General features: G+C 46.4%; 11 protein-coding genes. 6 read left to right on the plus strand and 5 right to left on the minus strand.

Features of this window, described 5'->3' with window-relative positions; genetic code table 11:
• Nucleotides 1–324 precede the first annotated feature (324 nt).
• Together recA and QUA24_RS17135 are read right to left on the minus strand one after the other, a co-directional pair.
• Nucleotides 325–1461 (minus strand): recombinase RecA, encoded by a 1137-nt coding sequence (recA, locus tag QUA24_RS17130; protein ID WP_333230887.1) that lies wholly within the window; start codon nt 1459–1461, stop codon nt 325–327.
• A gap of 211 nt (nt 1462–1672) precedes the next feature.
• A complete protein-coding gene (locus tag QUA24_RS17135) occupies nt 1673–1852 on the minus strand; it encodes a hypothetical protein (RefSeq protein ID WP_333230888.1) in 180 nt (59 codons plus the stop codon).
• Nucleotides 1853–2269: 417 nt separating this feature from the next.
• On the opposite strand from QUA24_RS17135, the gene QUA24_RS17140 reads away from it, so the two are divergent.
• Both QUA24_RS17140 and QUA24_RS17145 read left to right on the plus strand, forming a co-directional pair.
• Nucleotides 2270–3886, plus strand: a complete 1617-nt coding sequence (locus QUA24_RS17140; RefSeq protein ID WP_333230889.1) for a glycosyltransferase family 39 protein — start codon at nt 2270–2272, stop codon at nt 3884–3886.
• Nucleotides 3887–4236: 350 nt separating this feature from the next.
• On the plus strand, nt 4237–5772 hold the full coding sequence (locus QUA24_RS17145; protein WP_333230890.1) for a peptide ligase PGM1-related protein: 1536 nt from the start codon (nt 4237–4239) through the stop codon (nt 5770–5772).
• A gap of 179 nt (nt 5773–5951) precedes the next feature.
• Here the strand turns inward: QUA24_RS17145 and lepB are convergent, their stop codons facing one another.
• Nucleotides 5952–6560: a signal peptidase I gene (gene lepB / locus QUA24_RS17150; protein WP_333081491.1), complete on the minus strand. Its 609-nt coding sequence runs from the start codon at nt 6558–6560 to the stop codon at nt 5952–5954.
• Between the two features lie 89 nt (nt 6561–6649).
• Between lepB and QUA24_RS17155 the strand changes: the two genes are divergently transcribed.
• From QUA24_RS17155 to QUA24_RS17165, 3 genes are read left to right on the plus strand one after another with little or no spacing between them, the layout of a single operon-like run.
• Entirely contained in the window at nt 6650–7972 is a 1323-nt protein-coding gene (locus QUA24_RS17155; protein ID WP_333230891.1) for a dihydroorotase, read from the plus strand.
• Nucleotides 7973–8032: 60 nt separating this feature from the next.
• Complete coding sequence (locus QUA24_RS17160) at nt 8033–8371, plus strand: DUF433 domain-containing protein (protein WP_333230892.1); 339 nt, start codon at nt 8033–8035, stop codon at nt 8369–8371.
• A gap of 3 nt (nt 8372–8374) precedes the next feature.
• Nucleotides 8375–8707, plus strand: a complete 333-nt coding sequence (locus QUA24_RS17165; protein WP_333230893.1) for a DUF5615 family PIN-like protein — start codon at nt 8375–8377, stop codon at nt 8705–8707.
• 61 nt (nt 8708–8768) lie between these two features.
• On the opposite strand, the gene tsaE is transcribed toward QUA24_RS17165, so the two are convergent.
• Both tsaE and QUA24_RS17175 read right to left on the minus strand, forming a co-directional pair.
• On the minus strand, nt 8769–9218 hold the full coding sequence (gene tsaE / locus QUA24_RS17170; protein ID WP_333230894.1) for a tRNA (adenosine(37)-N6)-threonylcarbamoyltransferase complex ATPase subunit type 1 TsaE: 450 nt from the start codon (nt 9216–9218) through the stop codon (nt 8769–8771).
• A 141-nt stretch (nt 9219–9359) separates the two neighbouring features.
• On the minus strand, nt 9360–10760 hold the full coding sequence (locus tag QUA24_RS17175; protein WP_333230895.1) for a gluconeogenesis factor YvcK family protein: 1401 nt from the start codon (nt 10758–10760) through the stop codon (nt 9360–9362).
• A 164-nt stretch (nt 10761–10924) separates the two neighbouring features.
• On the opposite strand from QUA24_RS17175, the gene QUA24_RS17180 reads away from it, so the two are divergent.
• Nucleotides 10925–11707: an ATP-binding cassette domain-containing protein gene (locus tag QUA24_RS17180; protein WP_333230896.1), complete on the plus strand. Its 783-nt coding sequence runs from the start codon at nt 10925–10927 to the stop codon at nt 11705–11707.
• Nucleotides 11708–11794 lie beyond the last annotated feature (87 nt).

Below are 11794 nucleotides of genomic sequence, written 5' to 3' on the forward strand. Positions count from 1 at the left end.
TCGATGTGTGTTCTCTGTTTGACCCTCATGAATGAGTGTCAGTAACATCATACCTCATCTTTCTGAGAAAGGCTATACTTGACACTTGTACTACTTACTCTACAAGTATAGCAATCCGCAATATATTCGGCAATCCCGATCTCATATCATGTCCGATCAATTTACTGGTTCTATGGCTCGAGCCTGGGAACGGATACCTAGAGGAAGAGCCTCGCGAGCGAAAATTAAATTCGAGGCTCTAGGTAGCTGTTGAGTGTTACTTTCGCTCCAGCCTGGTAACGAGTAAACAACCAGTAAACGAGTAATAATTGAGGACTAAAAAACTTAGATTTCTTCGTCCAAACCATCTACATCATTTACATCATCTACATCATCTACATCATCTACATCATCTACATCATCTACCTCAATAGGAGCGACAGAATTAGCAGAAACCAGAGCACCTGTCTCAAGTTTCTTTTTAACTAGCTCCTCAATTTCATTTTTGAAATCGATGTTTTTCTCCATGTGCTGGATCACTTTGTCTCGTCCTTGAGCTATGTTCTCTCCGTTGTAGCTATACCAAGAACCTTTTTTCAGAATTACTCCCATTTCGTCTGCCAAGTCAGTCAGACAGCCTAAAGTAGAAATGCCTTTGCCAAATACAATGTCAAATTCGGCAATACGGAAAGGCGGAGCAACTTTATTTTTAGCAACTTTAACTTTCGTGCGGTTGCCGTATTCTTCGGTACCTTTTTTCAAGCTTTGAATGCGACGAATGTCGAGCCGCACGCTGGCGTAGAACTTGAGTGCGTTACCGCCGGTTGTTGTTTCGGGGTTGCCGTAAGTTATGCCGATTTTTTGCCGCAATTGGTTTAGGAAAATGACGGTACAGCCGGATTTGCCGATGTTGCCGGTGATTTTCCGCAAAGCTTGACTCATCAATCGGGCTTGCAAACCCATGTGGGAGTCGCCCATGTCGCCTTCGATTTCGGCGCGGGGGACGAGGGCGGCTACGGAGTCAATTACTACGATATCGACGGCCACGGAACGGACGAGTTGATCGACTATTTCTAGGGCCATTTCGCCGGTATCCGGCTGGGAAACTAAGAGATTTTCAATATCCACGCCTAAAGCTGAGGCGTAGGTGGGATCGAGGGCGTGTTCGGCATCGACGAAGGCTGCGATACCGCCGGATTTTTGGACTTCGGCGATCGCGTGGAGGGCTAGAGTTGTTTTACCGGAACTTTCCGGGCCGTAAATTTCAATGACTCGGCCTTTTGGCAAACCGCCGCCCAAAGCAATGTCCAGTGTCAGGGCTCCGGTGGGAATGGTTTCTACCTTCATGCGAGTGGAGTCTCCCAATCGGACGATCGCCCCTTTGCCAAAGCTGCGCTCGATTTGGGAAAGTACGGAAGTTAGAGCTTTTTGCTTTTCTGAGTTTTCAGTGGAAGTTTTTATAGACGCTTCTTTTTTTGCCATTTGCGGTAAGCGGGTAGACCCCTTGCGGAGCTTGTTGATTAACTGTACAACACGTATGTTAGCAGTTATTTTTGGGGTCTGGAGGTTCTGGGAGGATCTGGTTGAAGATTCTTGATTTTGGGGAGGCCCCGGCCACTCGCGAGCTTTCACTCGGGCATGGTCCCGCGCAGGGCATCGGGCCGATGCCCGCGCAGGGCAAACAGGGCATACCTCACGACGCGATCGAACCGCTATAGTGGGTATCGATCGCTTCTTGAGTGAGGTGTGAAATACCCAAACTAAACGGAGTACCCTTATAATTCGGGCTTCGTGTCTCGTTTGCCGTCGCTCTATTGGGGATTTTCATTGCTGAATATTCGTCATCAAAGACGATCGGAGTCTTACACAGCATCTCTGGGCTTTTACGCTTTTTATCCCCTCGTAGGGAACCCACGCAGAAGTCCTATTTTCTAAGACCAAAAACTCTTTTCGTACAACAAACATGGGTTATTTTTTACAGCAGGGCATACCATACTAACCAGCGGTCTGCCTTTTCCTCCTTTCTCTCGCAGTTTCCCGGTAAGCATATTACTGCTACTATGACCGTTTTGTTATTACAGCCGAGTGAGTGGTTCGCAACCATTTATATATTAACTCAAATCAACTCTATATGCCAACTCTTTCTATATTTTTGTTTGGCTTATATCCAAACACCGAACCGGGTACAGTTACGGTGTGGGACTTACGCCAATTGAGTTAAGATGGTTTGCAGTTCCACGTTCCGTGAAGCGTAGCTATCCCGGAGGGAATCGCCACAATTAGGACAAGCATGGGATCTACAACACATCAAGACACATCTGTTAATACCAAAAATTCCCGCTGGCTGATGAACTTATTGGCGATCGGCATTTTACTTGGTATCGGATTTCGGTTTTTTGAGATTGATCGCAAACTGTACTGGCACGACGAAGCTTACACATCAATCCGCGCCGCTGGTTTCACCCGGCAAGAAATTGACAACGAACTATTCCAAAACCGGATTATTCCCGCACCCGAATTGCAAAAATATCAGCGGATTAAACCGGGAAGTACAGAAGCAGACACAATTCGTTCTTTAGCACTAGAAGACCCGCAGCATCCGCCTTTATACTTTCTCATGGCTCGTTGGTGGATGCAGGAATTTGGCAGTTCTCTAACAGCATCCCGCACTTTGCCAGCAATATTGAGTTTGCTGTCGCTGCCTTTAATGTACGCTTTAGCTCAGGAACTTTTCGCCTCGAATTTGGCGGCGTTATTAGCAACAGCACTTTTGGCTTTATCTCCCTTTGACATATTGTTTGCTCAGACAGCAAGGCAGTACAGTTTGCTGACAGCCACAGTTATTGGCAGCAGTTGGCTGCTGCTGAGAGCAGTGCGGTTGCGGGGTTGGAAAAATTGGGTATTTTACTCGCTGGCGATCGCCATTGGTTTCTACACTCACCCTTTTTTCAGTTTAACACTCATCGGACACGGAGTTTTTATAATTTCTTACTGGTTGTTTTGCAAAAAAACAAAATTACGAGGTCATGTAATTAATTCCCAATTTTTCTTGGCAGTAACAGCAGCTTTAATATTGTATATACCCTGGATTTACGTGCTGGCGACCAACCTGGAACGTGCCTCCTCTACGACAGATTGGACGCGAGTATCTCCGGGTTGGCTGTATCTTGTCAAATTGTGGACACTCAGCTTTACATCCTTATTTTTTGACTTCGACTTCGGGTTTGATAATATCTGGACTTATCTGCTGAGATTGCCATTTTTGCTGTTAATTGGGGCAGCCATTTACCAAATCTGCCGCCGGACTATCAGTTCAACTTGGCTGTTTATTGTAACATCAATTTTTGTACCTTTTTTGATCCTGGCTTTACCGGATCTAATCCTAGGCGGCAAACGTTCCGCCGTCAGCCGTTATCTGATTTCCTGCTTTCCGGGAGTGCAGCTAGTAGTTGCTTACTTGCTCGCAAGTAACGTGAAAACTCAGCAGCGGTTTTGGCAAGTCATTTTAGCCTTGGTATTTACAGCAAGTATAGCATCCTGTACATTCAGCGCTTTTTCTGATACTTGGTGGAGCAAAGACTTGAGCTATTTTAATGCTGAAGTTGCGAAAAATATTAACAAAGAGGCGATAGCTAATCGGTCGATTAAAGATACAATTGTAATTAGCGATCGCGGCAACGATTTTACTAACATGGGAGATTTGCTTGCTCTGAGTTATTTGCTCGACAAAGACGTGCGGCTGATGCTGATGAGCCAGTCGCCAGATATGGAGATGCTGAACAAATATTCGGCTCCCCTGGTGTTCCGCCCTTCGGAAAAATTGCGATCGGCTCTCAAGCAAAATCAACGCCGCTTAGAGCCAATATTGCAGTATGCCAGACTTTTTCGAGCGCGGCGAGCTTCTTAGAGCAGATTGAGAGAAATAGACGATCATCCCCAGTAGGGTGCGTCAGTGGATTTTAGATTTTAGATTTATTCCACAGATGAATCTGGGAGATTAAACTTTGGTCTAAAATTTTTGGATATTCACGATAGGATTACGTGGCACGGTATCGGTTTTTGGGCGTGGGCAGAAAAAATTGTTTGAGTGGCCTCAAATATTTCGACTAACGCACCTTAAATCACTATTTTGGCATTTTTGTCAATTCTCCCGGTAAGGTGCGTTAGACAAAAAAGTGTGTGACTTGTCTCAAATATTGGGGCTGACACACCCGACACGATCAGCAATAATTATTTGAATACTTAGGATAAAAAGCAATGCAAGAGTTAAATAAATCATCTTCCGAATCCGCGCAGAAGTTTCGCAATCTTCAGACAGAATTACGCGAGCGTTGGCGAGCGATAGAAGAATTCGACAGCGGAGATTGTGACATTATTATCATTCCTTCTGTCAGCTTAGATCAGCAAGAAATGCGGAAAATTGAGGGTGCTTACCACTACGAAGAGCGACATTTATTTTCATTAATTCGCCTGCGAAATCCCCACACGCGCTTAATTTACATTACCTCGGAACCCTTGCACCCGATGATTGTGGATTATTACCTGCAATTGCTGCCGGGAATTCCGTTTTCTCACGCGCGCGATCGGCTTTTGCTGTTCAGTGCTTACGATGCTTCTCCCAAATCCCTCACCCAGAAAATTTTAGAGCGCCCCCGCTTGATGGAGCGCATTCGTCAAGCAGTACGGCCGAAAAAATCTTATATGGTTTGTTATAACTCGACGCCCTTAGAACGCGAGTTATCTGTTCAATTGGGGATTCCTTTGTGGGCCAGCGATCCCGATCTGTTATACTGGGGAACAAAAAGCGGTAGCAGGCAAATTTTCCAAGAATGTGGCGTGCCTTATCCTGACGGTTCCGAGTTGGTTTGGAATGCGGAAGATTTAGCAGAAGCTGCCGCAGGGTTGTGGGAACGGCAGCCACATTTGCAGCGGATCGTAATTAAGTTAAATGAAGGTTTTTCGGGTGAAGGGAATGCAATTTTAGACCTGAAGTCCCTGGCAGGTAAAGCACCTACAGAAAGAGCGAAGGCAATTGGCGATCACTTCCATAATTTACGCTTTCAATCCAAAGGCGAAACCTGGGACAATTTTAGCAGTCGCATTCCAGAATTAGGGGCAATTGCCGAAGCATTTATCGAAGGAGAAGAAAAGTTCTCCCCCAGCGTTCAAGGCAGAATTATTCCCAGCGGCGAAGTAGAAATCCTCTCCACTCACGACCAGATTTTAGGAGGCCCAGACGGTCAAATTTTCTTGGGTTGCCGATTTCCGGCGGACGAAGCTTATCGGTTGGCGTTGCAAGAATTGGGATGGAAAGTCGGGCAAAACTTAGCTAAAAAAGGCGCTTTAGAAAGATTTGGAGTAGATTTTCTCGCTGTAAAGCAATCCGACGGAAAATGGGATATTCAAGCAATAGAAATTAACTTACGTAAAGGAGGTACAACTCATCCGTTTATGGCTTTGAAGCTGTTAACAAACGGTCGTTACGAGCGTACTACCGGATTATTTTACAGCCAGCAGGGCCGTCCGAAATATTATGTCGCTTCGGACAATTTGAAAAAAGAGCGCTATCGGGGATTATTACCGAACGATTTGATGGATATTATTGCTGACAATCAACTGCACTTTGACAGCGGTACAGAGACGGGCAGTGTGTTTCATTTAATGGGTTGTTTGTCGGAGTTTGGCAAATTGGGAGTGACGAGTATCGGCAATTCGCCGCAACAAGCTGAGGAGATGTATAACAAAGTTGTGAAAGTTCTCGATCGCGAAACGCCAGGCGATTTTAAATTTTAGATTTTAGAATTTATCCAGCCAGTCAGCTTAGAACCCCGGCTTTTTGAAGAAGTCGGGGTTCTAATATCCTTAGCGTTTTGTATAGCAAATGATAAGACGATTAGGATGTTCTTAATCACCCAAATCATTGCTATTATTGAATGGGCTTTTTTGCTTCTTCCTTCTTCCTTCCGTTAGAGCTAATTTTTAGCGGGATAAAGGGGCGTGGGGTCGATCGAACCTGTGCGGTTGAGTGGCCAAAAACGCACAATTGCCCTACCGATGATATTTTGCTTGGGTACAAAGCCCCAATAATGACTGTCACAGCTTGCGTTGCGGTTGTCGCCGAGTACCAAGTAAGAATTTGGAGCTACAACTACAGGCCCGTAGGGATACTGCGGAATTTCTTCAATATATTTTTCCTGTAGCGGCTGCTTGTTAATAAAAACTTTTCCTTCTCTGACTTCCACACTGTCCCCTGGCAGTCCGATCACTCGCTTGATATAGGCATCTTTGATCGGTGGCGGCTGTCCCGTGCACAAACTAGCCGGATCGGGAGGCATAAATACAATAATATCTCCTCGCTGGGGTTCTTGGAATCGATAGCTGACCTTATCTATAATTAATCGATCGTTAATTTGTAAGGTTGGGAGCATCGAGCCGGTGGGAATGTAGCGTGCTTCGGCAACCAGGGTGCGGATACCAAAGGCTAAAAATGCTGCTAAGCCGATCGTCTTAATTCCTTCGATCCAAGGATTTTCGGTGTCTTGCGGAGGTTTTTCGTCGGCTGACTTGTCTAGACGAGTCATAGGGTATTGTAGTGACTGAGCTGGATACGAATTATAAACTTAATAATGCTTCCATGCTAGCACGCTGTTTACTGAATTAAGGATATCTTATGACTACCCAATCAAGTTTGTTAATCCGTCGCGCTCGCATTCTTTTGCCCAATGGTGAGTTTTTGGTAGGAGATGTACAAATATGCGATCGCAAAATTGTCAAGGTTGCTGCGGAAATTGTCGAATCTGGCGATCGAGAAATAGATGCGAAAGGCTTAACTCTGTTACCCGGAGTAATTGATCCCCAGGTACACTTCCGGGAACCGGGTTTAGAACACAAGGAAGACTTGTTTACGGCTAGCTGTGCTTGCGCTAAAGGCGGCGTGACATCGTTTCTGGAAATGCCGAATACGCGACCTCTGACCACAACCCAAGCTGCCTTAGATGATAAACTAACTCGCGCTGCCGAGAAGTGTTTGGTGAATTACGGCTTTTTTATTGGTGCAACGCCTGAGAATTTGCCGGATTTGTTGAATGCGAATCCGACTCCGGGAATTAAGGTGTTTATGGGTTCGATGCACGGGCAGTTGTTGGTGGATGGAGAAGCAACTTTAGAGGCGATTTTTGCTGCAGGCGATCGACTAATTGCAGTGCACGCAGAAGACCAAGCTAGAATCAACCAGAGGCGTCAGGAATTTGCCGGGATTTCCGATGTTGCCGTACACTCGCAAATTCAAGACAATCAAGCAGCTTTATTGGCAACTCAACTAGCAGTAAAACTTTCTAATAAATATCAGCGGCGACTGCACATTCTGCACCTTTCAACGGGGGATGAAGCTGAGTTTTTGCGCCAGGAAAAACCGAGGTGGGTGACAGCAGAAGTTACGCCGCAGCATTTGTTGTTAAATACCAACGCCTATCAAAAAATTGGCAGTTTAGCTCAGATGAATCCGCCTTTGCGCGAGCCCCGCGATAACGAAATACTTTGGCAAGCTTTACTCGACGGGGTAATTGATTTTATCGCCACCGACCACGCGCCGCATACATTAGCAGAAAAAGCTCAAGAATATCCAAATACGCCGTCGGGAATGCCCGGAGTCGAAACTTCTTTGCCTTTGATGCTGACCCAAGCAGTAGACGGAAGATGTACAGTTGCTCAAGTTGCTAATTGGATGTCGGCGGCTGTTGCTAAGGCTTATAAGATTCCGAACAAAGGGGTGATTGCTCCGGGTTTTGACGCCGATTTAGTCTTAGTTGATTTGGAGAACTACCGCCCGGTGGTCGGAGCAGAGATGGCGAGCAAGTGCGGCTGGAGTTCCTTTGAAGGTTGGAGTTTGACTGGATGGCCAGTTGTGACTGTTGTGGGAGGAAAAGTTGTTTTTGAGCATGGTAAATTGGATACAAATGTGAGGGGAGAAGCATTGACATTTGACGCTAAGTAAGAACGAATTTAACTCAAGTGTTATAATTGGGTATTCCCGCTCGCAAAGGCGATATTACCCATGCTTCTCCAAGAACTAGAAACACAACTCCTGGCCTTAACTCCGACTGAGAAAGCTGAAGCCATCCGGCTTTTAACCCAAAGTTTAAACAATAGCTGGCCAGGAATCACCAAAACTCCCGACGTGTGTGGCGGCGATGCTTGCATTGCCAAAACTCGACTTCCCGTTTGGCTGTTCGTGAGTTTACGTCGTCAAGGTTCAAGTGATGCTGAACTTCTACAATTTTATCCCCAGTTAAATGCTGCAAACTTAGTAAATGTCTGGACTTATGCTGAGGCTAACTCAGAAGAAATTGAAACAGCACTCCGAGAAGAAGCAGCAGTGATGCAGGAAGTATAATTGATGGCACGTCTCTATGCAGATGAACAGTTCCCGTTTCCTGTTGTGGCATTGCTGCGAAATTTTGGTCACGATGCCCTGACTATTCAAGAGGCAGGAAATGCGGGAGATGATGACCCCGAAGTATTAGCCTTTGCTGTGAATAATGATCGGGCGGTTATGACGCAAAATCGTCGGCATTTCATTCGCTTGCATACTCAACAACCAAATCATGCTGGTATTATCGTGTGTACAGACGATAAAAATTTAGAAAGGTTGGCAACACGCATCAATGATGCTATTTCTGGTGAAGGAACTTTGAGAGGCAAATTGATTCGTGTCAACCGTCCGCAGTAAGTACGCGCGAGCGAAGCTATCTTTCAGCAGAGGTTCCCGAAGGGTAGGGCATCGCCCTTTCTCAACCCTGTGATGGCCAATCCAATAATTGGCAATCACCAATCAATTCAATTTGTCGCCCACTATCGCAATAACTCAGACAAATTTGCAAAGAATTATCGGGCTTGTACTGCAATCTTTCCGCCCATTCGATCGCCACAATTCCCAAATCCATTTCTAACCCGTCCCAATAACTTTCTAAGTGCAAAGCCTCCACTTCCTCGGCTTCTAGTCGATACAAATCTAGATGATACAGCGGAATTCGTGCTCCAAAATACTCGTTAATCAGCGTGAAAGTAGGACTTTCGATCGAGTCGGAGATTCCTAAACCTTCAGCGATACCTTGAACCAAGGTAGTTTTGCCAGCACCTAAATCTCCTTGTAATAAGATTACAGTACCAGCGGAGAGCGATCGACCTAACGCCATACCAAACTGGCGCGTAGCCTCAGAATCGGGAAGCAAAGTTTTCATTTCAATAATTAGTCATTAGTCATTTATTATTTGTTATTTGTTAATCGCTGGTGGCTGCCAATAACCAATAACTAATAACTAATAACATTAGTCAACAGTCAACACTCAACATTCAGCAGTCAGCAGTTAGCAGTCAGCAGCTTAAATGTTTTGCGCGCGGCCGTACCAACGCAGCAACATCCCCGCCAACCTTTGAGAATTGTGGCGAATTAAACCCGTATTTTGATCTTCATCCATGACATTGGCGATGACAACTCGCCGCCCCAATTGGGTCACGGCTTCTCGATCGAGCACAACCGGATAAGAATCCTCCTGAGAATAGCGGATCAAAGCCTTTGCAGAAGGGACTTTTCCTTGAACTACTACAGCATCAAACAGCGGCCTGCCGCAAGCGCGGTCGATCGCCCGAATGTGGTCTGCAACACTGTATCCGTCAGTTTCCCCCGGCTGAGTCATAATATTGCACACATAAATGCGCGGAACTTCGCTGTTGGCGATCGCATCAGCAATTTCCGGCACCAACAAGTTCGGAATGACACTCGTATAAAGACTCCCCGGCCCAATAATAATAAAATCCGCTTCCCGAAGACATTCCACAGCCCTAGGTAATGCCGGAGGATTAGCAGGATTACAGCCTATTTTGAGGATTTGCCCGTTAGCTTTTGTAATGTTGGACTCCCCCTCAATCCTGCGGCCGTCAGCGAGTTCTGCCCACAAAGAAACATCGCTCAGAGTAGCCGGCAGCACCTCTCCCCTCACTGCTAAAACTTTAGAACTCGCCGCGATCGCCTGTTCCAAATCTCCAGCAATATCGCTCATCGCCGTCAAAAACAAATTCCCAAAACTGTGACCCACCAAACCGTCACCAGCCCGGAAACGATATTGAAATAACTCAGTCAATAACTTTTCCTCATCTGCCAAAGCAGCCAAACAATTGCGAATGTCTCCCGGCGGCAATACCCCAATTTCCCGCCGCAGCCGCCCGGAAGACCCGCCATCATCCGCCACCGTGACAATAGCAGTGATTTTGGCGCTGTAATCCTTCAAGCCCCTGAGCAAATTAGAAAGGCCCGTACCGCCCCCAAGTGCCACAATTTTCGGGCCGCGGTGCAAGCGACGGTGGTTGAGGAGTCGATCGACCAGTTCCTCGTTGCCTTCGGGCATCAGCACTTGGGTAATAGAGTTCAAACTGCGAGTTTGTCCCCACAGAATTAATAAAATCCCGCCAGCAATGATGATCGGGCCCGACACGTAATTAGGAATAACTTCCGCAATCCACGCCAAAAAATTTCTCAACAATTGCAATAAGAAGAAAATGGGAGTCATCCCAGTCCAAATCGCTAAACCCAAAGTGGCAAGTACCACGCCGCTGGCACTAATCAGCAGCCACCGTTTCACTAGCAGTCCGGGGGCTAACCACTTAAACCACTGGTGAACTCGCCCGTTCCGCAAAGAAGGGGGGTAAGGATTTCTGGATTGGGCAAAAACCTGCTTGGCTTTAGCCAAGACGCGGAGGGCTTTAGGAAGTGAACTAATTGACATGGTTAATTAGTCTTAAGGGTATTGGAACAGCTCGAGCTGACAAATTTACAATACAAGAGAGTTTTGATTCTGGCAGTCAATTTAAGTAATTAGTGATTAGTTATAAGTCATGAGTCATTAGGTAGACTGAGGACTGAGGACTGACAACTTATTGATAACATCCTATGGCTGAGCCACTAATCGAACTCAAGGGGGTAAGTAAGTCCTTCGGTCAGAACCCGATCCTCGATCGAGTCGATCTGAGGATTTATCGGGGAGAAGCCCTGGCAATTATTGGCCCTTCCGGGACGGGGAAATCTACGATTCTGCGGATAATTGCGGGTTTGTTGGCCCCGGATGCCGGTGAGGTTTTTGTTCAGGGACAGCGCAGGGTCGGATGGGTGGACGACGTGGCAGATCCGATCGGAATTGGGATGGTTTTTCAGCAAGCGGCTTTGTTTGATTCGCTGACGGTGGAGGAGAATGTCGGTTTTTTACTTTACCAGCATTCTAAGCTGCCGCGCCGCCGCATTCGGGAATTGGTGGAGGAAAAGTTGGAGATGGTGGGTTTGCCGCGAATTGGCGAACGCTATCCAGCGCAGTTGTCTGGGGGAATGAGGAAGCGGGTAAGTTTTGCCCGCGCTATCATGGCGAATCCTGATAATGACAGGGATAATCCAGAGGTTTTGCTGTACGACGAACCGACGGCGGGTTTAGATCCGATCGCTTCGACGGTAATTGAAGATTTAATCCGTGAGTTGCAGGCTGCCCAAGGTGTTTGCAGCACTTATGCGATCGTCACTCACCAAGACAGTACCATCCGCCGCACTGCCGATCGCATCGTATTTCTCTATCGAGGCAAAGTGCAGTGGGAGGGAACTGTCAATGACATTGCATCGACAGATAATTTACTGATCAGACAATTTTTTAGCGGCAGTGTTACTGGGCCTATTCAAGCGCTTGGATAGTCAGCCAATTTTAGATTTTAGATTTTAGATTTTAGATTGAAATGACCGATGATGAATGACTAATAACCAATCACCAATGACTGAGGA

This window comes from Microcoleus sp. Pol12B5, from assembly GCF_036701335.1.
Lineage (GTDB): Bacteria > Cyanobacteriota > Cyanobacteriia > Cyanobacteriales > Microcoleaceae > Microcoleus.